The sequence below is a fragment of the Halovenus aranensis genome (assembly GCF_900100385.1).
In the GTDB taxonomy this organism is placed as follows: domain Archaea; phylum Halobacteriota; class Halobacteria; order Halobacteriales; family Haloarculaceae; genus Halovenus; species Halovenus aranensis.
The window spans coordinates 150885-174264 of sequence record NZ_FNFC01000004.1 but is presented as its reverse complement, the minus strand read 5'-3'; the positions used below and the strand labels follow the sequence as shown (position 1 = coordinate 174264).

At 61.7% G+C, this 23380-nt stretch carries 21 protein-coding genes; 3 read left to right on the top strand and 18 right to left on the bottom strand.

All coding sequences use genetic code 11. The annotated features are described in order from the left end of the window. The 5 genes from BLR34_RS05640 to BLR34_RS05620 form a co-directional block, all read right to left on the bottom strand. Entirely contained in the window at positions 1–3114 is a 3114-nt protein-coding gene (locus tag BLR34_RS05640; protein WP_092700391.1) for an oligosaccharyl transferase, archaeosortase A system-associated, read from the bottom strand. A gap of 85 nt (positions 3115–3199) precedes the next feature. Beyond that, complete coding sequence (locus BLR34_RS05635) at positions 3200–3697, bottom strand: DUF5804 family protein (RefSeq protein WP_092700388.1); 498 nt, start codon at positions 3695–3697, stop codon at positions 3200–3202. Between the two features lie 61 nt (positions 3698–3758). Further along, positions 3759–4304: a response regulator gene (locus BLR34_RS05630; protein ID WP_092700385.1), complete on the bottom strand. Its 546-nt coding sequence runs from the start codon at positions 4302–4304 to the stop codon at positions 3759–3761. Positions 4305–4418: 114 nt separating this feature from the next. After that, a complete protein-coding gene (locus BLR34_RS05625) occupies positions 4419–5603 on the bottom strand; it encodes a cystathionine gamma-synthase (RefSeq protein WP_092700382.1) in 1185 nt (394 codons plus the stop codon). A gap of 14 nt (positions 5604–5617) precedes the next feature. Then, positions 5618–6601 (bottom strand): PLP-dependent cysteine synthase family protein, encoded by a 984-nt coding sequence (locus BLR34_RS05620; RefSeq protein WP_092700379.1) that lies wholly within the window; start codon positions 6599–6601, stop codon positions 5618–5620. Positions 6602–6741: 140 nt separating this feature from the next. On the opposite strand from BLR34_RS05620, the gene BLR34_RS05615 reads away from it, so the two are divergent. From BLR34_RS05615 to BLR34_RS05610, 3 genes are all read left to right on the top strand, one after another. Then, on the top strand, positions 6742–7563 hold the full coding sequence (locus tag BLR34_RS05615; protein WP_092700376.1) for a DUF8155 domain-containing protein: 822 nt from the start codon (positions 6742–6744) through the stop codon (positions 7561–7563). A 123-nt stretch (positions 7564–7686) separates the two neighbouring features. Further along, complete coding sequence (locus BLR34_RS17745; protein ID WP_267162653.1) at positions 7687–7836, top strand: DUF7563 family protein; 150 nt, start codon at positions 7687–7689, stop codon at positions 7834–7836. A gap of 85 nt (positions 7837–7921) precedes the next feature. Continuing rightward, entirely contained in the window at positions 7922–9340 is a 1419-nt protein-coding gene (locus BLR34_RS05610; protein ID WP_092700373.1) for a phosphohexomutase domain-containing protein, read from the top strand. A gap of 7 nt (positions 9341–9347) precedes the next feature. On the opposite strand, the gene BLR34_RS05605 is transcribed toward BLR34_RS05610, so the two are convergent. The 13 genes from BLR34_RS05605 to smc all read right to left on the bottom strand — a co-directional run bounded on the left by BLR34_RS05605 (position 9348) and on the right by smc (position 23358). Further along, positions 9348–9734, bottom strand: a complete 387-nt coding sequence (locus BLR34_RS05605; protein ID WP_092700370.1) for a GNAT family N-acetyltransferase — start codon at positions 9732–9734, stop codon at positions 9348–9350. Positions 9735–9736: 2 nt separating this feature from the next. Continuing rightward, positions 9737–9940 (bottom strand): ubiquitin-like small modifier protein SAMP2, encoded by a 204-nt coding sequence (samp2, locus tag BLR34_RS05600; protein ID WP_092700367.1) that lies wholly within the window; start codon positions 9938–9940, stop codon positions 9737–9739. A gap of 48 nt (positions 9941–9988) precedes the next feature. Beyond that, positions 9989–10834: a 3-methyl-2-oxobutanoate hydroxymethyltransferase gene (panB, locus tag BLR34_RS05595; RefSeq protein WP_092700364.1), complete on the bottom strand. Its 846-nt coding sequence runs from the start codon at positions 10832–10834 to the stop codon at positions 9989–9991. 51 nt (positions 10835–10885) lie between these two features. Further along, on the bottom strand, positions 10886–11083 hold the full coding sequence (locus tag BLR34_RS05590; protein WP_092700361.1) for a hypothetical protein: 198 nt from the start codon (positions 11081–11083) through the stop codon (positions 10886–10888). An 80-nt stretch (positions 11084–11163) separates the two neighbouring features. After that, positions 11164–12330 carry an acyl-CoA dehydrogenase family protein gene (locus BLR34_RS05585; RefSeq protein ID WP_092700358.1) on the bottom strand — a complete coding sequence of 389 codons (1167 nt, stop codon included), beginning with the start codon at positions 12328–12330 and terminating at the stop codon, positions 11164–11166. Between the two features lie 54 nt (positions 12331–12384). Next, positions 12385–12771 (bottom strand): SHOCT domain-containing protein, encoded by a 387-nt coding sequence (locus tag BLR34_RS05580; RefSeq protein ID WP_092700354.1) that lies wholly within the window; start codon positions 12769–12771, stop codon positions 12385–12387. Between the two features lie 54 nt (positions 12772–12825). Continuing rightward, positions 12826–13608: an HAD-IIA family hydrolase gene (locus BLR34_RS05575; protein ID WP_092700350.1), complete on the bottom strand. Its 783-nt coding sequence runs from the start codon at positions 13606–13608 to the stop codon at positions 12826–12828. A gap of 38 nt (positions 13609–13646) precedes the next feature. Next, on the bottom strand, positions 13647–15053 hold the full coding sequence (locus BLR34_RS05570; RefSeq protein ID WP_245683179.1) for a hypothetical protein: 1407 nt from the start codon (positions 15051–15053) through the stop codon (positions 13647–13649). After that, positions 15050–15781, bottom strand: coding sequence for an ABC transporter ATP-binding protein (locus BLR34_RS05565; RefSeq protein WP_092700344.1), 732 nt, complete (start codon positions 15779–15781; stop codon positions 15050–15052). Before BLR34_RS05565 ends, BLR34_RS05570 begins: the two co-directional genes overlap by 4 nt. A 50-nt stretch (positions 15782–15831) precedes the next feature. Further along, entirely contained in the window at positions 15832–17772 is a 1941-nt protein-coding gene (thrS, locus tag BLR34_RS05560) for a threonine--tRNA ligase (protein WP_092700341.1), read from the bottom strand. A 196-nt stretch (positions 17773–17968) separates the two neighbouring features. Next, positions 17969–18772: a hypothetical protein gene (locus tag BLR34_RS05555; protein WP_092700338.1), complete on the bottom strand. Its 804-nt coding sequence runs from the start codon at positions 18770–18772 to the stop codon at positions 17969–17971. Positions 18773–18832: 60 nt separating this feature from the next. Continuing rightward, positions 18833–19774 carry a segregation/condensation protein A gene (locus BLR34_RS05550; RefSeq protein WP_245683178.1) on the bottom strand — a complete coding sequence of 314 codons (942 nt, stop codon included), beginning with the start codon at positions 19772–19774 and terminating at the stop codon, positions 18833–18835. 14 nt (positions 19775–19788) lie between these two features. Then, positions 19789–23358, bottom strand: coding sequence for a chromosome segregation protein SMC (gene smc, locus BLR34_RS05545; RefSeq protein ID WP_092700331.1), 3570 nt, complete (start codon positions 23356–23358; stop codon positions 19789–19791). Positions 23359–23380 lie beyond the last annotated feature (22 nt).

The window sequence follows — 23380 nt, the reverse complement described above, 5'->3', positions numbered from 1 at the left end:
CTACGTTCTCGCTGCCGGTGCCACGGCTGTCACTCCGGTCGACAGCGCAATATGTTGTGTTTCGTTGTTACTTCCGTCACCACCCGAGTCGTCGGTTTCGCCATCGCTCGCTCCGCCGTTAGTTGTGCCGTCACTCGACTCGTTGCCGTCTTGCCCCCCGAGATCCAGCTCTTGTTCTTCGATTTCGACGGTCACCGGGTCGGTATCCTCACCGATGACCTTCGCCTCAGAGACGTTCGCAGTCGCCTGCTGGCGGACGATAGTGCTGTTGTCGACGCGCTCCGGTGTGCCGACGGTGAACTGATACTCGCCGACTGCCTTGACAGCGGTGTCGGTGTACCCCTCTTCAACGCCGTACTCGTCGTACCCGGTCGTGGCGTACGGGACAGTGAGTTCGAAGTTACCCTCGCTGTCGGTGGCCACCTGGCGACGATAGGTGAACCGCTGACCGTTCTCTGGCTGCAGGTCGACCGACACGTCGACGATTTCGTTCGCCGGTCCAGTACCCTGAATCGTTGCACCGGGGACGCGCTCGAAGGTTTTCGTGAACGCAGGCGTCGTGGGATACATCATATTGATGGCCCTGAGAGCAGCCCGTTGCCGGAGTTGCTCGTCGCTCATCTCGCCGTTATCGAGTTGCTCGATGAGTGCCTGTCCAAAGCCAGTGTTTCTGAAGTTCTGGCGGTACGACAGCCGCATCGCGAGATTGACGCCGTAGCTGGCCATCTGGCGGTCCTGCCTTGTCTGCGGGATGGCCGTCGTGTTGCTCATGTGAACCAGCCGGAAGTGTTCGAGCCCAGAGACTCGCTCGCTCGGCATCGCGCCGATACCACCCAGCTGTGCGGAGGTCGTGTTTTCGACGTAATCACGGGCTTGTTCGACCGTTTCGAACACCTGTGTACTTCCGCCCGACGGTGCCTCGATGTACGACCGGCCGTCGAGTTCCTCACGCTGAAACTCGCGTTCCTGCCCGTTCCACTCGACGACGACCGGCTCCGGACTCTTTGCGCTGCCGTGGTAGTGATAGAGCCGCGAGACCATCGAATTGAAGTACGGCTGTTTCTGTATCCGCGCAAGCGGTCGGAGCCGGTCGCGCTCCCCGACCTGCATCAGCTGTGTGGTGAAGTCTTTCTGCTCGAAATCAGGATGGAACTCCGGCGGCGCGAAGAACTTCCCTCTGACTGGCCGTGAAGACTCGGTTTCGACCATTCGCCAGTCGATCATGACATACCGAGTCTGTGCGCTCTCGCCGTCGCTCATCTCCGAGAGCACGTCGAGTCCCTGCTCTTCGGTCTGTGCGAGGAGGAACCGCGCAGCGGTGTCGGTCCCCTCCTGGAACGGGTTCGCTGTCGGAATCCGCTCGCCGCGTTCGGTTATCCAGTGACCGTAGTCCCACCAAGACAACACGCCGTACGAGCTGTCGGGATAGTCGTAGTCGTCAGTCTGGTCGAAGGAGCCAAACAGCTCCATCGGGTCGTTGTCGGGCGCACCGAACTGACCGGGCTGTGGCGTGTTCTCGCTCATGAACTGCAGGCTGTCGTCCCAGGCGACGACATCACCGGGGTAGCTGCGGTCAGACGCGAACTCGGTCGCGGTCGTATCTGCGCTGATAACCGGGAGACCAAGCAAGGGAGCGAAGATGACGAGCACCAGCACCGCGACGGTGAGTACCTGGTACGTTTCGAACTCGAATTTCTCCGCGGAACTCCCGGTGAACTGGAAGACGAAGCCGACCAGCACTGCGTTGAGTGCGCCCACCACGATAGTCATGTAGTAGGCAAAGCGAAGCTGGGTGAGCGTCGCCAACAGCATCATCAGCCCCCAGAGGACTATCAACAGCTGTTCACTCCGGGGCTGGTCGTTGATGACCTGCCGGACGAGCACGATTGCACCGCCGATGCCGCCCGTGAACAGGGCGAGCTGATAGGTGTCTCGCAGTTGGCTGAACTCCATCGGCTGTGCTTCGCCGATGGTTCCGGCGGCTGTACCAGGACTGGTCACGAAGCCGAAGACACGGTCGACCTGACCGACGAAGAAATCGAACAGCTCCGGCAACAGGAGCGACGAAAGGACGCCAACGAGCAGGATTGTGCCACCGACGGTCAGCGGGTAGTAGTACCGACTGAGATTCTGTCTGTCGAACTGACGCGAGAGCACGGCGAGCGTGGCGACGCCGCCAGCGACGACGAAGGCCAGCCCCGGCTGGAGCAGCGACCGACTCGTCACGCCGGTCAACTCGAACGTCCGGGTCGTGCTCATGACCAACAGTCCCGCGGTAGTCATACTGATGACACCGACGAACGCGACGTGTTCGGGACTCCGCGCGCGGAGGTGGTCCAGGCTCATCTGGATGGTGAAAAAGATGGCCAGAATGCCGAAAATCCACACCGCGGGCGGCCACGTCCAGACGTACATCGCCATCGCGACGCCAGCGAGCATCGAGTAGCCGATGGTCTTGCGCATCGCCTCGAACTCACGTGCCAGAACGAGTTCGAACACGGGCCTCTCCTGTTCACTCGCAGAGAGGGCGACCATGAGGCCGAGTACGCTGAGTGACATCACCAGGACCTCCCAGCCGTGGTGGTCGAAGGTCCCGGCAATCGTCACTGCGAGCAGGCGGTCGGGCATAAACGCGACCATCGCGACGACGACGAGTCCCCCGATACGGCCGCCGAGACGGCGCCCGATGACATACCCGGGGAGACAGACGAGGGCAGCCAAGAACGGCGGAGTGATGAGTGCCACAGTGTTTATTAGCTCGGTACTGGGATTCCCGAGGCCGACGACCAGTGCGACGAGCGCCACAATCTGGTCGAACATCGTCCCGAACTGCTGGGTTGCCGACCCGTACGGGAAGTACGTCCAGGGGTCAAACGACAGCGTCGACGGGAAGTTGTTCGCCGCGTATTCGGTCATCCGGAGGTGATACCACGGGTCGTTCCCCGAGAGATAGACCGTTCCGTCGACGATGAAGTTACCGTAGTTCCGCAAGCGATTCCACACCACAAATCCGACGAGAAGGAGCAGGACTGGCAAGTGGTAGTAGTCCTCCAGCCACGCTGCCAGCGCCTTTGATTCCGACTCCTCGGAGAGCTGTTCCCGCCAGTTGCTCATTACAAGATGAGAACAGAACGGGGGGGATAAGTTTTATGTAATACAGCCATGTGCTCTCGAAAAATCCCGGCCCGCCAGAGCGCGCTCAGGCGCCGAATTCGGACTCCGTGACTCGGACCGTGAGCGTCTGTTCGACGTCGCGAAGGTCGTACTCCGGGATAGTCTGGCCGGTCCGGGCCAGTAACATCGGTTCAACGAGCCTGTACTGTGGCGAATCCTCGCCAGACTCGTCGTCAACGGTTGTCTCGACAGGCTCGAGCCCGTACACTTTGAGGAAGCGCCCGCTGTCTGTGGGGGCAACGTCACCGTCTCGAATCGCGGTCGCCATCGCACGTGAGAGCCACTCTGTGTCGCTTACCGAGGGTTCGCGAACGAAGGCGGCCTCGACGAAGCGGGCGAGATACCAATCGAGGTCGTTCAACAGCGCGACAGCGGCCCCGAGACTGACCGTCTCGACGGCTATCGAGTTGGCGAAAGGTTCCTCGAGGTCGTATGCCGCAAGCGCGTTTCGCGAAGTCTCTCTGGAGAGGAGTTCGTACTGCAGCGTTATCTCTTCCTCTCCTACGAGACAGACTCGCGCCATACTCACAGGGTGACGAGGCTGGGTGAAAGTGGTTTCGCATCCCAGGACGGTGACAGTGCCCTCAAGAGTCGTCGAGGACGATTCTGTTTGCGCTTACCTCTTCGAGGGTCATGTCGATACCCTCACGGAGCTCGTCGAGCCGGTCGACGACTTTCTCGTACTCCTCGGTCCCGTGTTCGTTGACTGCTTCGAGTGTCGCCTTCTTGACTGCGAGACTGAAAAACTCCTGACTGTGTTTGTCGTACTCCGCTCGGTCGAGCAGGACCTGCACCAGCGCGAGGAGTTCGTCGCGCGTCACTGGCTTTGTCTTGTACTCGTCGAACGGTAAGTCGACGATGTCCCGCTCGGGTTCGACCGCAGTGAGCATCGCAACTTGAATGTCGATACCACGTTCGGCGAGTTTTGCGAGCACCTCGTCGCCGGACATCTCCGGCATTCGGCGGTCGAGTAACACCACATCGACCGTACTGTCGACCGCATCGAGTGCGTCCTCCCCGCTCGTTGCCGTCACGACATCGTACTCGGGCTCGAGAAACGTCGTGTACAGGTTCGCCAGTTCCGCCTCGTCGTCGACGACGAGGACACGTTCATCGTCAGTTTCTGTCATTGTTTCGTCTGACTGTAGGTACCGACCATCTCGGCGGCTTCCCCCGGTCGGCTGTCTACCTATATATCTGGATGAAACCCTTTTAACAGCTTGGGTCTCCGTCGGCAGCCTATATTAGATTTCTGACGAGACTGCACTCTCGATTGCGCCGTCGAGGTCTGCCCAGAGGTCGTCGACGTGTTCGATGCCGACACTGATGCGAACGAGGCCGTCGGTTAGACCAGCCGCGAGACGCTCCTCTTTGGGAATCGAAGCGTGGGTCATAGTCGCGGGCTGTTCGATGAGGCTCTCGACACCACCGAGGCTCTCGGCCAGCGCAAACACGTCGGTCTCGGCGACAAACTCGGCGGTTTCGTCAAGCGTCGCGTCCAGCTCGAAACTGACCATGCCACCGAAGTCGTCCATCTGTTTGCGCGCCAGGTCGTAACTGGGGTGAGACTCCAGACCGGGATAGTAGACGGTATCGACGGCTTCGTGGGCTTCGAGGCGCTCTGCGAGCGTTCGCGCGTTCTCGCAGTGACGGTCCATCCTGACCGGGAGCGTCTTCGTGCCGCGTAACACCAGGAAACACGCGAAGGGGTCTGGCGTCGCGCCGACGCTGTTCTGATAGAAGCCGAACTGCTCGTCCAGCTCTGGGTCGTCCGTGATGAGTGCACCGCCGACAACGTCAGAGTGTCCGCCGAGATACTTCGTCAGCGAGTGCGAGACGATGTCGGCACCGTGTGTGAGTGGCTGCTGGAGGTACGGCGTCGCGAACGTGTTGTCGACGGCACAGAGCGCGTCGTGGTCGTGGGCAATATCGGCGAGCGTCTCGATGTCGTTGACCCGCATCAGCGGATTCGTCGGCGTCTCGACCCACAGCAGCTCAGTCTCGGGACGAATCGCTTCTCTGACCGCGTCGTGGTCGGTGGTATCAACAAAGGAAAACGAGAGGTCGTAATCCTCGTAGACCTGCCGGAAAAGGCGGTGTGTGCCGCCGTAAACGTCGTCACCGGCGATGACGTGGTCGCCGGATTCGAGCAGGTTCAGCACCGTGTTTATGCCTGCCATCCCGCTGGCGAAGGCGCGACCGTACTCTGCGCCTTCGAGCGCAGCGAGGTTGTCTTCGAGGACTGTTCGCGTCGGGTTCCCCGTCCGCGAGTACTCGTAGCCGCGGTCGTCTCCGGGGCCGTCCTGCACGTACGTCGAGGTCGCGTAGATGGGCGGCATAACCGCGCCCGTCTCCGCGTCAGGTTCCTGTCCGGCGTGGATACTGTCCGTCTCGAAGCGATAACCGTCGTCGTCGGTATCTCGTGTCATGTATTATCGTCTGGTTAGTCGTCGACCCATTCCTCGTACTCGTCGTAGATGCCTTTCGAGAGGTAGCGCTCGCTCGAATCCGGGAAGACGGTGACGACTGTCTCGTGTGGAACATCGAGGTCGCCGTCGGCGATTCTGTCGGCGACGTCGCGCGCGGCAACGCTCGCAGCACCGGCGCTGGAGGCCACCAGCTGTCCCTCTTCGCGGGCGAGGCGTTTGAGTTCCTCCTGTGCAGCGCGGTCGCTGACCTGCCGTACCTCGTCGACCAGAGACTCGTCGAACAGTTCGTTTGTCCCCAGGTCGCTCGTACCGATTCCCTCGATGTTGTACTCTTCGTGGTCGACATCCGCGCCTTTGGTCCGGGCAAACAGCGACCCTTCGGGCTCGACGGCAGTGACGTGCACGTCGGGCTGACGCTCGCTGATGTAGCCGGCAATACCCATGAGCGTTCCCGCAGTTCCACAACCCGCGACAACGGCACCGACCTCGCCGTCGAGGGCGTCCCAGATTTCGGGCCCGGTCGTCGCCTCGTGCGCCGCCGCGTTCAGCGGCGAGGCAAACTGCTGTGGAACGATTGCGTTGTCCTTGCGCTCGGCTCGCTCGTGGGCGACTTCGATAGCGCGTTTCATGCCCTCCTCGGTGGGGGTGTTGACAATCGTCGCACCGAGTGAACGCATCAGCGTCTGCTTTTCGACGCTGAACCGCTCGGGGACGACGAACTCTGCCTCGACGTCCATCTGTGTCGCGGCCAGTGCGATGCCGATGCCCGTGTTTCCGGCTGTGGGCTCGATGACCGTCCCTCCTGGCTCGATATCGCCGCGTTCGAGGTGCTTCTCGACGAGATAGACGCCGAGCCGGTCTTTGATACTCGCGCCGGGGTTGAACGATTCGAGTTTTGCGTAGACGGGTACGTCGTCCGGACTCGCCTGGACCCGGACGAGCGGCGTTTCGCCGACCGTCTCCAGTACGGATTCGAGTGGCTCCCTGTGTGTCGTCATGGCTCTGCCCTGTGAACTACCGGGGTCTGTCTCCCAGTTCCCATCGGTTCACAGTCACCGAGCCGCAGGCTTAGAACTGTTCATTCCTCGCCACCGTGAAGACCGACGAGCATATGCAGGCTTCGGCAAATAACACAGTAATGACGGTCACCATCGACAGTGACACCCTCTTTCAGTATCGCCGGTTCACGCTGTATAACTCGCCGTACGTAGCCCACGATACCGGCGCGGCGATAGACCTCTATCCCGAGGCTGGAACGGCCCCGTCACCGGTGGCTGGCGAGGTGCTCGAGACCCGAACCGTCGAAGCGCCACCGAAACCGTACGCCGCGACCCACGACCACTTGATACTCGTCGATACCGGAACCCACGTCGCCAGACTGCTCCACGTCGACCCGGCCGTCGAGGCCGGTGACCACGTTGTGCAGGGTGACCCTTTGGGGACACTCGTCAGAGCCGGCTTCTTCGCACCCTGGGTCCCGAATCACATCCATCTCGGATTCAGAGACCACGACACCAACCCCTACCGTGCGAGTGGCTCGCTGGGCCTCACTGTGTCGGTCGACCCGACGCCGCTTGCGTGGGACGGCACCGGGACAGTCGTCGAAACCGGCGAGACGTGGGCCCGCCTCGACAGCCCAACCCACCCGAACCCGGGCTCGACGTTCGTCGGGCTAGCGAGCGACGGCGGCGTCCTCGACGGCGGCTTCCCTCACTACGAGCGCGGCGGCGTCCTCGGTGACGGGACAGAAGCGACGTTTACAGACACCGCGGTCGGCACCGCCTCGGACAGGACCGTGACCTGGGACGACGTAACTGTCGAGGCGAACGGTACGCCCGTGCGAGGCGTCGCGCTGTACTGCGCCCGAGACCAGTTCGGTCTCAAACTCGTTGGCTCGACAGCAGGAGAACTAGAGTCTGGCCAGGACGTGACAGTTAGCGTCAGCCACGACGAGTCCTGACAGACCGCCATACCGAGCGACAGCGACGGTTGGTACAACACACCCAACCTGTTAGGCACTATCTGTATTTACGGTCCTCTCCTACAACTGTACGCCGGCAGCACGAGGCCGGTTGCCAGACGAATGCCTGAATGTAACCACTGTGGCGCACACGTATCGGACCGCTTCGCTCGCGTATTCGCCGACGAGGCTGGGCACATCCGTGCCTGTCCAAGCTGTTCGGCCAACGCGGGTATCGCCGAGGCGGCACGACGCCGTGCCCACGAAGCTTGACGCACCGACTCCGCGGACCCCCCTGGCTATACGTTTCCGTGCCGACGAACGGGGATTTTAGTGCCATCGCCGGGGAAAAGCGCCTATGGGAAACGAGGACCCTGGGACGCGTGAACCGATAACCTTCGGAACGGACGGATGGCGTGCGCCGCTCTCTACGTTTACGAGCGAGCGCGTGCGCATGGTCGGCCAAGCGGTCGCCACGTATCTCGAAGACAGACAGCCGGGAGCAGTTGCTATCGGCTACGACGCGCGTGAACACTCACGTGGCTTCGCCGAGGACCTCGCGAGCGTGCTCACGGCAAACGGTCGTGATGTCGTCCTCTCCGACCGTGACTGTCCCACGCCCGCTCTCGCCTGGACTGTCGCCAGCGGCGACTTTGCCGGCGGGCTCGTCGTAACCGCCTCGCACAATCCGCCGTCGTACAACGGTGTGAAGTTCGTTCCTGCGGACGGTGCGCCGGCGGTAGCTACGGTGACGGACGAACTCGAACGACAGTTAAAACCGCCACGGGAGACAGGCGACGCGCCCGGCAGTCACAGAGAGCGCGACCTGCGGGGGCCGTACATCGACCACGTCGCTGACTTTCTCGGCGAGGAGTTCGGCATCGATGTTGCACTCGACGGGCTGACCGTCGCATACGACGCGATGCACGGGAGCGGTCGCGGCGTCACCGACGAGGTTCTAGCGCGTGCCGGGGCGACGGTCAGCCGCCGTCGGTGCGAGCGGGTGCCCGACTTTGGGGGCACGGCTCCGGAGCCAACCCCCGAGAACGCCAGCGGACTCGTCGATGAGGTGACAGCCGGCGGTGCCGACATCGGATTTGTCAACGACGGAGATTCCGACCGCGTCGGTATCGTCACCACAGAGCGCGGATTTCTCGACCCGAACGTCGTCCTGGCGCTGGTGTACGACTTCTTGCTCGAATACGGTGACGGCGACGTGGTCAGGACGGTTCCGACGAGCAGTCTCGTCGACCGCATCGCGGCGGCCAACGGCCGTAGCGTCCACGAGACGGCAGTCGGATTCAAGTGGGTCGCCGAGGCGATGGGTGACCACGACGTACTCGCTGGCGGTGAGGAAAGCGGCGGGTACGGCGTGACTGCCCATCTCCGGAACAAAGACGGCGTGCTGGTCGCGCTCATCGCGGCGGCCGCTCACGTCGAGCAGCCACTCGACGAGCGTATCGACGAACTCTTCGACACCTACGGTGAGATACGTCAGGGCCGACGCAGCGTCGACTGCCCCGACGAGGAGAAAACGGCGGTCCTCGACGCGTTGGAGGGCGACCGTCCCGACCGGCTTGCCGGGACAGCCGTCGAACACGCGAGCGGGGTCGATGGAGTCAAGCTCGTCCTCGAAGACGGAACGTGGGTTTTGGTGCGACCCTCCGGCACCGAGCCGAAACTGCGAATCTACGCCGAAGCGACTGCAGACGCCCGCGTGACGGAGCTACTCGACGCAGGGAAAGCTATCGTCGACCCGTTGGTCGACACCCAGTAAGACGACGCTATTCGCCGGTGACTGTCAGCAACTCCCCACGGTAGCGGTTCGCCTCGTCACGTTCCTCGATGCTGAATCCAAGCGATTCCCAGAACGGGCGAACACGCTCGTGAAACTCCGCGGACAGAGAGCCACGGCGAGCCACCGCAGCCTCGACGAGTGCCGTCCCGATTCCTTGTCCCTGCCGTCGTTTCCGAACCGCGATTGCGAGAATCTCGTCGCCATCGAGTACCAGCACGCCGAGTACCGTCGCTCTGCGCTCGCTGACCGCGAACAAAACAGCTTCGCGTTCGATTGCCGCTTCGAGTGTCGAGCCGTCGAGTTCGAGCAGGCCCGCGTCTAGTACGTTCCGTACGACGGGCGTATCGTCGACTGTCGCAGCACGCACGTCCATCGTTAGCCGCCCTTGATGAGGCGGAGAACACGGACGTGGTCGACCGACGGGTCTATCTGTTCGTCCTCGGGCACTGGCCGCCCGTCTACGAAAATCGAGACCTCGTGTTTGCTCACGTCGAACGGCGAGAGAAGGTCGCTGTAACAGCCCGCTTCAGCCTCGACTTCCTGGCTTCTCTCACCGACGAGTTCGACCGTGATTCCCATGTCCTGTTGTCGATGCTCGCCGGCCTTTACGCTATCGTTCGGCACCGATTAGTCCTCGTCCGGCCCCTCCGGCAGTGGGTCGTAGGTGTTCTCCTCGGCCGGGAACTCCCCGCCTTTCACCTCGTCGACGTAGGACTCGACTGCGCTTTCGATTTCACTGTCGAGGTCTGCGTACTGTTTCGAGAGTTTGAATGCCTCTCCGCCCAGGCCGAGCATGTCTGTGATGACGAGTACCTGTCCGTCGACGTATCGGCCCGCGCCGATACCGATTGTGGGAACGTCGACGGCCTCGGTGACACGTCTGCCCACCTCCTCGGTCACCGTTTCGAGGACGATTGTGAACACGCCCGCTTCCTCCAGGCGCTCTGCTGTCTCGACGAGTTCGTCGGCCGCAGCGGAGGTCGTCTGGCCGCGACCCTGGATATAGGGGCCGCCAATCTGGTGCATCCGCTGTGGGGTAAAGCCGATGTGGCCCATCGTCGGGATGCCCAGTTCGGTCAGTCGGTCGATAATCTCGATTGTCGTCTCGCCGTGTGGCGCTGTTTCGAGTTTGACCGCGTCGGCGCCGGCCTCTTTCATGAATCGGCCGGCGTTCTCGACTGACTCCTCCATCGACGCGCCGTAGGACAGAAACGGCATGTCGCCGACGACCATCGCGTCGTCGACCGCCCGGTCGACCGCAGCGGTGTTCGAGAGCGCTTCCTCCATCGTCAGCGGGAGCGTGTCGTCGTGGCCGAGGTGGTTGTCGGCAGCAGAGTCTCCGACGAGAATCATGTCCACGCCACCAGCGTCAACCTGGGCCGCAATCGGTGCGTCGTACGCCGTCAGCATCGTCAGCGTCTCACCGTCCTCGTATCGTGTCCAGATATCACTTACTGACGTTCGTTCCTGCATGGCGGTGGCTTCGACGGGTGTGATTGTAAAACATCGCATCCCTGGAGGGTGTCACTCCCAGAACTCGGCCTCACCAAAAGCCAGCCGATAGACGAAGTACCCGGTCCAGCAAGTGAACACCATGATGTTCGTGTACCACGCCACTACCTGCAGGAAATGGCGTGGATAGATGAAATAGACGAACGCCAGCAGACCGAGCATGAATCCGTACGTCGCCACGTCGATTCGGTCGACTGCTGGAATGGGCATGCCGGTACTTACTGATGGCCCGGTTTGAGTCTCCCGATTCGATGCCGTGACTGTACTCGGAGAAACCACCGGGCTGTGTGTTACTGGTTGTAAGCGGGGATGCCGGTGAGGTCTTCGCCCAGAATCAGCGTGTGGATGTCGTGGGTCCCCTCGTAGGTGTAGACGGTCTCCATGTTCGACATGTGGCGCATCGGCGAGTAGTCGAGCGTAATCCCGTTACCGCCGAGCATCTCCCGGGCGACGCGAGACTGGTCACGGGCCATCCGGACGTTGTTGCGTTTGGCCATCGAGACGTGCTGGGGACGCATCTCGTCGGCCTCTTTGAGTTCAGCCAGCCGGAACGCGAGCAGTTGACTGAGCGTAATTTGGGTCGCCATCTCGGCGAGTTTCTCCTGTTGCATCTGGAAGCGCGCAATCGGACCGCCGAACTGGTCGCGTTCGAGGGCGTAGTCTCGGGCCTGTTCGAAGCTGTCTCGTGCTGCGCCGACCGCACCCCACGCGATGCCGTAGCGGGCCTGAGTGAGACACGACAGCGGCCCTTTCATCCCCTCGACGCCGGGGAGCCGGTTCGCCTCGGGCACCCACACATCGTTGAGGTCAATCTCGCCCGTAATCGAAGCACGGAGCGAGAGTTTCTCGTCGATTTTGTTCGTCGTCACGCCGTCTCGCTCGGTTTCGACGAGGAAACCACGGATGGGCGTGTCCGCCTCGGATTTGTCACGCGCCCAGACGACGGCAACGTCGGCAATCGGCGAATTCGTAATCCAGGTCTTCGAGCCGTTGAGGACGTAGCCTTCGTCTGTCTTCTCGGCCTGAGTCTCCATCGCTGAGGGGTTCGAGCCGTGTTCTGGTTCGGTGAGTCCGAAACAGCCCACTGCTTCCCCTTCTCCGAGTTTTGGCAGCCACTCGTCTTTCTGCTCGTCGGAGCCGTAGGCGTGTATCGGGTACATCACCAGCGCCCCCTGGACGCTGGCCATCGAGCGCAGCCCGGAGTCACAGGCTTCGAGTTCCTGCATCAACAGTCCGTACGCGGTTTCACTGACCCCCGGCAGGCCGTAGCCGTCGAGGTTCGGGGCGTAGAACCCCATCTCCCCCATCTCTGGGATGAGCTCAGTCGGGAAGGTCGCCTCCTCGTAGTGTTCGGCGATGTCCGGGCGAACCCGTTCGTCGACGAACTTGCGGGCCTCATCCCGGATGAGGCGTTCCTCCTGAGACAGTTTCGCGTCGATGTCGAAGTAATCCAGCATGCAGAAATGTTCGGGCGTGGCCTATTATGCCTTTAGGTTGCGAAAGGTCGTGTCTTATTCGCGGTCGAGTATCCGGTCTGTCTCGGTGTCGCCGCGTGTTACATACTCCTGTGCGTCTTCGACAGACTCCGTCTCAAGCAGTCGCTCGACCCGTTGCTCGAACGCCTCGTCGGACAGCTCACCGCGGGCATATCGCTCCCGTAACGATTCGAGTGCGTCCGCTGTCTCGGTGGCGGTCTCTGCTGGTTTTGCCTGCTGTTGATAGTACCGTGTGAGACCGATGCTCATCGGCAACACGCCCCCGAAGCCGACGGGAAAGGCAACCCAGAAGAACTCGACGCCCGCGAACAACAGCCCGAACGCGACCAGCAGCGTCAGTCCGGTCACCGCACCGGCGACCGTCTCCTCTAGTGGGTCCGTATCGTTCGTTTCACCTGACATTCTTCGCTCTCCTATTTGTTGAGTGGTAGCATACTACTTTTGATTACTCCACCACTAAAGCTGGCTCAGCACACTCTCGATATCGCCGAGCGAATCGACGACGAAGTCCGGCGTTACAGGGCTGTCGTCGATATCCGCGCTGTCGGCGATACCAGTTTCGACCAGGACAGTCGTCATCCCCGCGCGGTCGCCCAGCAGAAGGTCGGTATCGAGTCGGTCGCCGACGACGAGACAGGACTCAGGGTTCGTGTCGAGTCGCCCGAGCGCATACTCCAAGGCGACTGTCGAAGGCTTGCCGAGCACCTCGTCGGGCTCTCGCCCGATTGTTCTGGCCACGGACCCGATTATTGCGCCCGAGCCAGGTACGTCTCTGCCATTCTCATCCGGGAAGGTCCTGTCGGGGTCGGTGCCGTAGAACGGTATCTGTTTCTCGGTCGCATCGAGTGCTGCCTGCAGGTCGGTGTACCCGAACTCCGCGGTCCACGACGCCAGGAGTACGTCTGCATCCTCGGGCGTCGCAGTGAGTTCCAGACCGGCATCGAGGAACTGGTCGCGGAGTCCGTCGTCGCCGATGAGGAAAATGTCCTCAGCAGGGTGATTCTTGCGAAGATACTCCGTGGTTACGACGCCCGAAGAACAGGCTTCGTGTGGCTCGGTCGGTATCCCGAACTCGGTGAGACGCGTGGCGTATGCCTCGCTGTCCCGAACTGGATTATTCGAGAAGAAAAGAACATCGAGACCCACAGACCGGAGGGCGTCGACACCGTCTGCCGCCCCCGGGAGCAGCGTTTCGCCGCGGTACACGGTTCCGTCGAGGTCGACGATGACACCGTCCATACCTAGCCGGACGACTGGAGTGGTATAACGGCAGTGATTCACTCGGTGCGTAGCCGACTGTGCCAGCGGACTCCCACCCGTCGCGAGAGGACAGCGCCGACAGCCGCCGCAACGACCGAGAGAGCAACAGCAACGGCGAGCGATGGGACCGGCGCGCTCCCGTGTGCGAGCGCAGCCACGAGTAACGGCGTTGCGACGACAGCGAGGGCAGCGCCGTACAAGGCGAACAGTGCCGTATCGAACAGTAACTCGTTTGCTGAAAGTCCCGTCAGGTAGGCGGTAACACCGAAGACGTACACCGAGACGAGCGGGAAGACGACCAGCCCGACCAACAGGTCGACGACCGGATACCAGACTGCCGCAAGGGTCAGGTACGCCACGCCGGTCGGCAACGAGAGCGCGAGAAAGGCGCGGCGTTTCCCACGGAAGACCGCGTCCATACCGACCGGGTACCGCAGGTACTCCCGAGGCTCGTCGAACTGCGTCACCCAGTTGTAGGTGGTGAAGGTACCGAGCGCGAGCAGCGTCCCGAAGGCGATACCTGCCGACGGCTCGATTCTCGTCGCAACGGCGACCCGGTCTAACAGGAGTGCGGCCACGCCAAAGAGCACACCGAGGGAGAATACGACCTTCCAGACGGAGCCACTGGAGCGCGTAATTTCGAGCAGCGGCCGCGCGGTGAGGCCGTCGCCAAGCGAGCGAAGCCGGTCGAACCGGCCCGACTCGAAGCGCCTGACCCGCCGGCTGGCCGTCGGTTCGAAAGCCAGTGGGCCGACGACGAGCAGGACGGCAAACGGCAGGAATCCACCGACGGCACCGACCACAGTCTGGTCGAGATACGCACCGTATGGCGTGTACGAGACGAGTGTAATCCCCTCGGCGACGATACCGGCGGCCACAGCAGCGACGATGCCGAGGACCGCGACTTGGCTCCGACTGAGAACACCGACGAGAGTTAGGCTCGTCGCCGCTCCGAGACCGAAAGTTCCGGTGACCGAGAGCCACAACACGACCAGATTCGCCGCCGAGAGTTCGCCCACGGCGACCAGCGGCAGGAAGCCGGCGGTAATCGGCGTGAGAAAGAACAGGAAGTAGTACGCCAGGTCCTTGAGGAGAAAGACACTCAGCAACCGTCGCCGCGAGACAGGCAGCGTTCGCCCCGAGAAGACGAGGAGCGTCATCTCACCGAGCACGTTACGCATCGCGTCACGTCCCACCAGACCTGCGGTACCGACCTGCAAGCCGAAGAAAAAGACGAGCAGGTGGACGCCGGCCACCACGGTCTCCATCGCCGTGCCGGTCAGCCCGAGCAGCCACGCACTGGCTGTGACGACGACGGCCACGAAGACGGGGAAGAGCAAAAACCGTCGAACCCCAAACAGCGAGGTGTGCATCCGGAACTCCTCGACGAGCATCCGCCGGAACAGCGTTCGATTCAGCGTCACGGTCGACCAGCCTCCACGGCGGACTCGCCGCCGAGTTCGGTCGCGAAGGTTTCGAGCAGTCCGTCTTCGTCGAGGCTCTGTGGGTCGCGCTCGGTGACCAGTTTCCCGTCGGCGATGATGCCGACACGGCTGCACAGGTCCTCTGCGACCTCCATGAAATGCGTCGAGAGAAAGAGCGTGTTGCCGGCCTCGCAGTAGGCTGTGAGAATGTCTCTGACTTCGGCCTGCATCAGCGGGTCTAGATTCACCAGTGGCTCGTCGATGAACACGAGTTCCGGCTCGTGGATGAACACCTGTGCGAGCATCACCCGCTGGCGTTCCCCCTCAGAGAGGTCCGTCGAGAGCGTATCGAGAATCCCGCGAAACTCCAGTTTCGTCGACCACTCCTCGATGCGCGCGTCGACGTCCGCGATATCGCGCACGTCGCCGACGAACTGGAGATACTCACGCGGCGTCAGAAAACTGGGCGGGTCCTCTCGCTCGGGGAGGATGCCGACCGCGCGGCGAACGTCGAGCGGGTTCTCGACCGGGTCGATATCGAGCACCGACACCTCACCCGATGTGGGGACACGCTGGCCGGTCAGAATCTCGATAGTAGTGGTCTTGCCCGAGCCGTTCGGGCCGAGCAACCCGTAGAGTTCGCCCCGCTCGATTGTCAAATCCAGGCCGTCGAGCGCGTGTACTGCGCCGTACTCTTTGGTCAACTGCTGTGTCTCCACTGCTGGCATTGTCCGATACGTGGGGATGTGCCCACTTATATCATCGCAGCAGACAGGACCTATTCCAGGAAGTCGGGTTCGACGCGTCGACTCTCGACCTCGTCAGCGAGGTGGTTGCGGAACGCCTCGACTTCGATGTCTTTGGATTCGTTCTCGAAGCGGTCACGGACAGAGACCGTACCTGCCTCCTCCTCGTTGTCGCCGACGATGAGCATGTAGGGCACTCGGTCGTCGTGGGCCTGCTGGATTTTCTTCCCGACCGTCCACGAGCGGTCTTCGATTTCGACCCGGAAGTCACCGAGGTCGGCGTTTTTGAGCCGCTTGGCATAGCCGATGTTGTCGTCAGACACCGGCAGAATCCGGACCTGCTCTGGCGCGAGCCAGGTCGGGAAGTTCCCGTTGAAGTGCTCTATCATCACGCCCATGAAGCGCTCGATACTACCGAGGAGCGCGCGGTGGACCATCACCGGCCGGTGGTCCTCGTTGTCTTTACCGACATAGCTCAAGTCCAGACGCTCCGGAATGTTGAAATCGAGTTGAACGGTGCCGATGGTCCACTCGCGACCGAGCGCGTCGATACCGTTGAGTGCGATTTTCGGGCCGTAGAACGCAGCCTCGCCGTGCTCGACGTCGTAGTCGAGTCCGAGCGATTCGAGCGAGTCCCGCAGACCCTCCGTCGCCTCCTCCCAGATGTCGTCGCTTCCGACGGCGTTGTCGCCCTGAGTCTCCAGTTTGTAGGCAATCTCGATGCCAAATCTGTCGTAGATGTCTTCGATGCTCGATAGCGTCTGCGTGATTTCGTCCTCAATCTGGTCGCGTCGGATGAACGCGTGGCCGTCGTCCTGGGTAAACCCACGGACCCGGAGCAGTCCCGACAGCTCTCCGGACTGCTCGTTTCGGTAGCAGGTGCCAAACTCCGAGAACCGGACCGGAAGGTCCCGATAGGAGTACTGCCCCTCCTGGTAGACGTGGGCGTGGTTCGCGCAGTTCATCGGCTTGAGACCGTATTCGGTCTCGTCTTGCTCCCAGGCGAACATCTCGCCGTTCTCTTTGAAGTTGTCGTAGTGGCCGGTCGGCTTCCAGAGCTCTGCCTTGTTTAGCTCCGGCGTCCAGACCTCGTCGTAGCCGAGTTCGTCGTTTTTGTTCCGAATGTAGTCTTCGAGTTCGCGGCGAATCTCCATCCCGTTAGGGTGGAAGTGCACACAGCCCGGCGAGTGGTCTGGAATCGAGAACAGATCCATCTCACGGCCGATTTTCCGGTGGTCGCGCTCTTTTGCCTTCTCGCGGCGCTCGATGAACGCCTCGAGGTCGTCTTCGCTCTCGAACGCGGTACCGTAGACGCGGGTGAGCTGGTCGTTTTCCTCCTCGCCCCGCCAGTAGGCAGCCGACATTTCGAGCAGCGTAATCGCGCCGATATCGCCCGTCGAGTCGACGTGAGGGCCCTGACAGAGGTCTTCCCAGTCGTCCTGGACGTAGAAGGAAACGGTGTCTTCGCCGGCGGCTTCGTCGGCGAGAATGTCCTGCTTGAAGGGGTTATCGTCGTAGGCATCGACGGCCTCGTCGTGGGAGCGAATCTCTCGCTGCAGTTCGTAGTCCGCCTCGACAATATTCTCCATCTCGGCTTCGATGTCTTCGAGGTCGTCCTCGTCGAGTTCGACGCCTGCAATATCGTAGTAGAACCCATCGTCGGTCGGGGGACCGATAGCCAGCTTTGCCTCGGGGTACAGTCGCTGGAGAGCCTGCCCGAAGACGTGAGCGCCGGTGTGACGGAGCACGTCGAGATACTCGTCACTGCTCTCTGTGACGATTTCGATCCGACAGTCCTCGGTCAGCGGTGTCGCTTTGTCGACCAAGTCACCGTCGACGACGCCCGCGACCGTATCCCGGCCCAGTCCAGGACCGATTTCGTGGGCGACATCCTCGACCGTTGCACCCTGCTCAACTTCCATCTCCGAGCCGTCCGGGAGGACGACAGTTATGGTAGACGCTTGTCGTGACATCAGTATACCTCCCCCGAGAGAACGCGTTCAGGACCGCGCTGACGCCGTGGCTGCTCGGGACCAGCGCACGACAGAACTGGCAGGTGTTGCTCACAGCGGGCCTGTAAAACGGACACCTACCATCATACCTCCCCCTATCTCGCCACCGGTCAAAAAGATTGCGCTCGTGCCCTGTCGCTGTCAACCGTGGCTTCGTTCAGATGTCGACAGCGAACGCCCGGGTGTCTGGGTCGACCGGGTGCGCGAAATCCGCCCCTGCCGGCCACTCGCTGACCGCCGCGTTCGTAATCGTGACATTCGCCTGACGGTCGGCACTGACAGTAAACCGGACGACCTCTGGGGTACCGTCCCCGCTCGCTGTGGTACACCGGAAGACGCCGTCCCTGTCGCCGCGGTTCTCGACTGTCAGTGCCAGTGCTGTCTCGCCGTTGTCCTCGACAACTGCGGCCGATTCCAAGGCGAACTCCGGTGCGGTCTCGAAGATATCGACCAGTGCGTCGGGTACCCGCCAGGAGACGTTCGTCAGCGTATCGTACCGTATGCGTGCCGTCGACGGCGTCGCCGTCGGGACAGCGAAGGCGATGTCTGCGCTCCCTCGGGTCGCTGTTATATCGCCCCGGTCGAGATTTACCAGACGCGGCACGCGCTGTGGGATGTCCGGCCGCTCGCCGTCGAGCAGGAGGCTCATATCCTCTAGTGGACTTTCGATAAGCAGGTCGGAGGTGTCCAGCCCGACGACGAGAAACTGTGTGTCTGTAGGTTCGTAGACGGTGTTTCCCTCCTGTGGCGAGACGACCGACCGCTGTACGTCTGTCGCGGTGAGACGCATCGTCCCGCCATCGACCTCGACGACCGCTCCGCTCGCGACTGTCTCGCCCTCGTCGCCGATGGTCCCGCCGGCAGCGACTCGACCCGTGTCGACCTCCTCGTCAGTCCCGAGACAACCAGCCGTCGCCGCCGCCAAGCCGGCACCTGCCGCCAGAAACCCACGTCGGTCCATACCTCAGATTCCGACACAGGAGGAATATATCTGTTGCACAGCGACAGCGAGACTGGTATCTCAGTCGGCGAGTGCTTCCTCGCGCTCGACTGCGTTCGGGTCCTGTATCCAGAGGTCGCCAAAGAGGTCGTCCTGCTGAAGTCGGACCGCTCCGCGGTGGGAGAGAAAGAGCACCCCGAGATAGGTTTGGACCCGCGAGCCGCCGACGCGTGCAACTTCCCTGAACAGCACCTCCGGACGTCCTTGGTCGTACTGGTCGCGAACCGCGGCCTGAACGTCGTCGATGACGGCATCGATATCCTCGCCGTGGGTCTTCTCGGTGACTTCGGCCTCCGTGGGTTCGTCGTCCATCCGAAGCTGGTCTGTCGACCGGTAATCGAGTTCCTGAGTGCCACGGTCGTACCGCTGGGGCGAGTCGCTGGTGTCGTACTCGCGTGACTCCTTCCACCAGGTGTCACGTTCTGCGTCGCGGAGGTCACGCACCAGTTCGTCCAGTGTCTGTGGCATCCCCCGTGCGCGCTTTCGTTCGAGGCGACGGTCCATCTCCTGTTCGAGAGTGGCAAACGGGTCGGCCTCCTCGGGGACATCTCCCCCGTTCATCGCCTGTTCCCAGGGCTCGGCCGATTCCGCTTCAGGCTCGTCGTCCTCGAGTATCACGTCACTTTTCATCCGCAGGAGGACGCTCGCGTAAAACAGCGCCCGTCCAGAGGTCCGGAGGTCGGCCTCGTCGAGTCGGTCGAGGAACTTGTCTGTGACCTCGACGATGTCGATATCCCATGGGTCGATAGCGCCGTCTTCGGCGAGCTGAACCAGCACCTCGACCGGTTCGACTTCCTCCTCGTCTGTCTCGGCCGCCTGGTCGTCGACTTGCTCGGTCGCCTCGTCTGTGTTCTCTGCCTGTTCGCTCTCAGTCTCTACGGGCTCTTCGAGAAGTCCATCTGCTCCCGAGGGCGGGTCACGGTCCTCGTGGCCGGTGATATCGAGCGGTATCTCGTCAGTCACGGCCGTCACCCCCGTCAGTCATCCGCGGGCACCTCCTCGCTGCCCGAGAGGTCGATACCGGTCACCGCAGAGACGTTGTCATCTTGCATCGTAACGCCGATTGCCCGCTCTGACCGTTCGAGCATCGCCGACCGGTGCGAGACGACGACGAACTGAGCCTCTCCTGCGAGTTCGTCGACCATTTCGCCGACGAGTTCGGCGTTTGCCGCATCGAGGAACGCGTCTACCTCATCGAGCGCATAGAAGGGCGCGGGGTTGTGTCGCTGGATTGCGAAGATGAACGCCAGCGCAGTCAACGACTTTTCGCCGCCGCTCATCGCGTTGAGGCGCTGGATAGGCTTGTCGCCGGGTTGGGCTTTCATCGTCAGGCCGCCGTTGAACGGGTCGTCCTCGTCTTCGAGGTGGAGTCGCCCTGTTCCATTCGAGAGGCGCTCGAAAATGTCCCGGAACTGCTCGTCGATTGCCTCGTATGCGTCCATGAACGTCTCCTTTTTGCGTGCCTCGAAGGTGTCGATACGCTCGCGGATTCCCTCGGCCTCTTCGACCAGTGTCGCCTTTCGGTCCTGTAGCTCGTCGAGGTCCCCTTTGACGCTGTCGTACTCCTCGATAGCGAGCATGTTGACCGGCTCCAGTGCCGTCATCTCGCCTTCCAGGCGTGCGATTTCGGCCTCGACCTCGTCGTGGTCAGGAATTTCGTCTGGGTCGTAGTCGCCAACCTCGGCTTCGAGTTCTTCGATTTCCCAGTCGAGGGTTTCGCGTTCCTGGCGCAACTCGGCGAGTTCGTCCTCGATAGTCGAGACGCGCTCTTTGGCCTCGTCGCGCTCTGTCCGTGCCTCCTCGACCGCGTCTCGTAGCTCCTCGCGTTCGGCTTTCAGGTCTGCAAGCTCGGATTCGAGCTCTGCGACCTCTGCCTCTTTCTCTTCGAGTTTCGCCTCGTTTTCCCCGATATCCGCTTCGAGTTCCTCGATTGTCTCCTCGGCGTCGGCCTTACGGTTCTGTGCCGCCTCGATGTCCTCGTTGCGTTCCTCGATTGCCTCCTCGGCGTACTGCTTTTCGAGCGAGAGCTGATTGAGTTGTCCGTCGAGGTCGTCGATACGTGCGTTCGCGTCGTCGATATCCTCGCGGATGGACTCGGCTCTGGCCGTGAGCTCGGGGAGTTCCGAGTCTTCGACCTCGGTCTCGAGCTCCTCGATGTCGGACTGGATGTCGGCAATCCGTTCGTTCTGGTCGGCGATAGCCGCTTCCAGTTCGTCCATCTTGTCCGAGACCTCCTCGCGTTCGGACTCGATGTCGGCCACTTCCTCTGTCAGTGTCTCAATTCGGGACTCGGTTTCTGTGATTTCGCTCTCTCGTTTCTCGATTTCCGACTCGATGTCTCTGACCTGTTCTGCGGCCTCGGTTTCGCGGTCTCGCGCGTCTTCGAGGCGGTCTTCCAGTTCGCGGACCTCGGTGCGAATCGACTGGCGCTGTTCTTCGAGGTCGTTGATGCGGGCCGCGACCCGTTCGAGTTTACCGTCGGTTCCCTCGAAGGAGTACCGCGACCCCTTCTTCGAACCGCCGGTCATCGCGCCGGATTTCTCCACGAGGTCTCCTTCGAGCGTGACGATTCGAAACTCGCCCATCAGTTCTCGGGCAGTCTCGATGTCCTCGACGACGAGCGTGTCGCCGAGCACGTACGAGAAGACGCCGGCGTACTCCGAGTCGAAGTCGACGAGATTGTACGCGAAGTCGACGACACCGTCGTGACTCGGCAGCGACGGCAGCGAGCGCTGGTGCATCTTCGTAATCGGCAGGAACGTCGCCCGCCCGGCGTTGCGAGATTTGAGGTATTCGATACAGCGCTGACCGACCTGGTCGTCGTCGGTCACCACGTTGGCGAGTCGCCCGCCCGCGGCGGTCTCACACGCGGTCGCGTACTGGTTCGAGACGCTCCCGAGTTGGGCGACGGTGCCGTGAACGCCGTCGATGCCGCCGTTCAAAATCGTCGTTACGGCCCGACCGTACGACCCCTCTGACTGGCCGGCTTTTGCCTCTAGCTCGGCGTACTCCTGCTGGGCGGCGTTGAGCTCGTCCTCGATTTCGTCGAGGTCGCTCTGGCGCTCGCGCTTTTCGATGCGGAGGTCGTCGACGACCTCGCCAATCGTCTCGTGGTTCTCGGTCGCCTTTTCGAGCTCGACTTCGAGGTCGTCGATATCGGCTTCGAGGGCGGGAATCTGCTCTCGGGCGGCCTCGATTGCCTCCTGTTTCTCGCGTTTCTCTGAGGAGCGGCGTCGCGCTTCGTCGAGAAGCCGGTCCTGTTCGCGCTGGAGGTCGTTTTTCTCTGCTTTGGCCTCTTCGAGCTGTGTTTTCCTTTCTTGAAGCTGTTCTTTAACCTCCTCGAACTCCTCGCCGACTTCGTCGATACGGGCCTCGACGGCTTCGAGTGACTCCTCTTTCTCTTGAACGTCGGCAGCAATCGAGGATTTTTCGACTTTCAACTCCCGAATCTCACTCTCCAGTTCGTCGAGTTCCTCCTGTTTGCGGTCGATTTCGACGAACGCCTGCTTGCGCTCGGTTTCGGCGTCTTCGATTCGCTCGCGCTGTGTCTCGATTTTATCGTTCAGGCGGGAAATGTCGCCTTTTATCTCCTCCATCTCGCGTTTGAGCGCGAGTTGTTCGTCTTCGCCTTTCCGCTCGATTTCGCCGTTGAGATGCTCGAGGTCGCTCTCCAGGCGCATCAGCTCTCCCTGCCGTTCGTCGAGCGTCGCCTGACGCTTTTCGAGTGTCTCTGTTGCCTCTGCGAGTTCAGCGTCTATCTCGTCGCGTTCTGCCCGCTTATTCTCGAGTTCTGCCGCCTTTCGGTAGCCTTCGTAGGTCTCTTTCTGCTCGCGGAGGTCCTGATACTGGAGTGCAGTCTGCCGTTCGTCTTCGAGCTGGTCGAGGCGTTCTGTCTTCTCCTCGATTCGGAGGTCGGCTTCGTCGATTCGCTCTTCGACCACATCGAGTTCCTCGAATGCAGCCTCTTTTTTCTCGTCGAACTGGGCGACACCGGCAATCTCGTCGATTATCTCCCGCCGAGAGCCCGGTGTCATGTTGATAATCTCGGTCACGTCGCCCTGCATCACGACGTTGTACCCCTCGGGAGTGATGCCGGCCTGTGCGAGCAGGTCCTGAATATCGGAGAGATTGACCGAGCGGCCGTTGATGTAGTAATAAGAGTAGTAGTTGTCTTCAGTCTCCTTGACGCGTCGCTTGATCGTAATCTCGTCGATGTCGCCGATGTCGTCGCTCCCGGCGGCGTTGACGACCTGAGCGCGGTCGAGCGTCCGGTTCGCGTTGTCCATCACGACTTCGACACTCGCCTCGCGCTGGCCCTGGAACGATTCGCCTTCTTGATGGCCGGGGTTGTAGATGAGGTCAGTCAGTTTCTCAGCCCGGATACCAGAGGTGCGGGCGAGGCCGAGCGCGAACAGCACCGAGTCGATGACGTTCGATTTCCCCGACCCGTTGGGGCCGGTCACGGTCGTGAAGTCCTCGTAAAACGGGATGCGAGTCTTCTGGCCGAAACTCTTGAAATTGTCGAGGACGAGCTCTTTGATATACATGGGGTGCTCGCGGAGGAGCGTC

What these genes read in the sequence shown, in the direction of transcription:
- BLR34_RS05640 (WP_092700391.1), bottom strand. Translation starts at nt 3,114, where the DNA reads ATGAGCAACTGGCGGGAACAGCTCTCCGAGGAGTCGGAATCAAAGGCG.
- BLR34_RS05635 (WP_092700388.1), bottom strand. Translation starts at nt 3,697, where the DNA reads ATGGCGCGAGTCTGTCTCGTAGGAGAGGAAGAGATAACGCTGCAGTAC.
- BLR34_RS05630 (WP_092700385.1), bottom strand. Translation starts at nt 4,304, where the DNA reads ATGACAGAAACTGACGATGAACGTGTCCTCGTCGTCGACGACGAGGCG.
- BLR34_RS05625 (WP_092700382.1), bottom strand. Translation starts at nt 5,603, where the DNA reads ATGACACGAGATACCGACGACGACGGTTATCGCTTCGAGACGGACAGT.
- BLR34_RS05620 (WP_092700379.1), bottom strand. Translation starts at nt 6,601, where the DNA reads ATGACGACACACAGGGAGCCACTCGAATCCGTACTGGAGACGGTCGGC.
- BLR34_RS05615 (WP_092700376.1), top strand. Translation starts at nt 6,742, where the DNA reads ATGACGGTCACCATCGACAGTGACACCCTCTTTCAGTATCGCCGGTTC.
- BLR34_RS17745 (WP_267162653.1), top strand. Translation starts at nt 7,687, where the DNA reads ATGCCTGAATGTAACCACTGTGGCGCACACGTATCGGACCGCTTCGCT.
- BLR34_RS05610 (WP_092700373.1), top strand. Translation starts at nt 7,922, where the DNA reads ATGGGAAACGAGGACCCTGGGACGCGTGAACCGATAACCTTCGGAACG.
- BLR34_RS05605 (WP_092700370.1), bottom strand. Translation starts at nt 9,734, where the DNA reads ATGGACGTGCGTGCTGCGACAGTCGACGATACGCCCGTCGTACGGAAC.
- samp2 (WP_092700367.1), bottom strand. Translation starts at nt 9,940, where the DNA reads ATGGGAATCACGGTCGAACTCGTCGGTGAGAGAAGCCAGGAAGTCGAG.
- panB (WP_092700364.1), bottom strand. Translation starts at nt 10,834, where the DNA reads ATGCAGGAACGAACGTCAGTAAGTGATATCTGGACACGATACGAGGAC.
- BLR34_RS05590 (WP_092700361.1), bottom strand. Translation starts at nt 11,083, where the DNA reads ATGCCCATTCCAGCAGTCGACCGAATCGACGTGGCGACGTACGGATTC.
- BLR34_RS05585 (WP_092700358.1), bottom strand. Translation starts at nt 12,330, where the DNA reads ATGCTGGATTACTTCGACATCGACGCGAAACTGTCTCAGGAGGAACGC.
- BLR34_RS05580 (WP_092700354.1), bottom strand. Translation starts at nt 12,771, where the DNA reads ATGTCAGGTGAAACGAACGATACGGACCCACTAGAGGAGACGGTCGCC.
- BLR34_RS05575 (WP_092700350.1), bottom strand. Translation starts at nt 13,608, where the DNA reads ATGGACGGTGTCATCGTCGACCTCGACGGAACCGTGTACCGCGGCGAA.
- BLR34_RS05565 (WP_092700344.1), bottom strand. Translation starts at nt 15,781, where the DNA reads ATGCCAGCAGTGGAGACACAGCAGTTGACCAAAGAGTACGGCGCAGTA.
- thrS (WP_092700341.1), bottom strand. Translation starts at nt 17,772, where the DNA reads ATGTCACGACAAGCGTCTACCATAACTGTCGTCCTCCCGGACGGCTCG.
- BLR34_RS05555 (WP_092700338.1), bottom strand. Translation starts at nt 18,772, where the DNA reads ATGGACCGACGTGGGTTTCTGGCGGCAGGTGCCGGCTTGGCGGCGGCG.
- smc (WP_092700331.1), bottom strand. Translation starts at nt 23,358, where the DNA reads ATGTATATCAAAGAGCTCGTCCTCGACAATTTCAAGAGTTTCGGCCAG.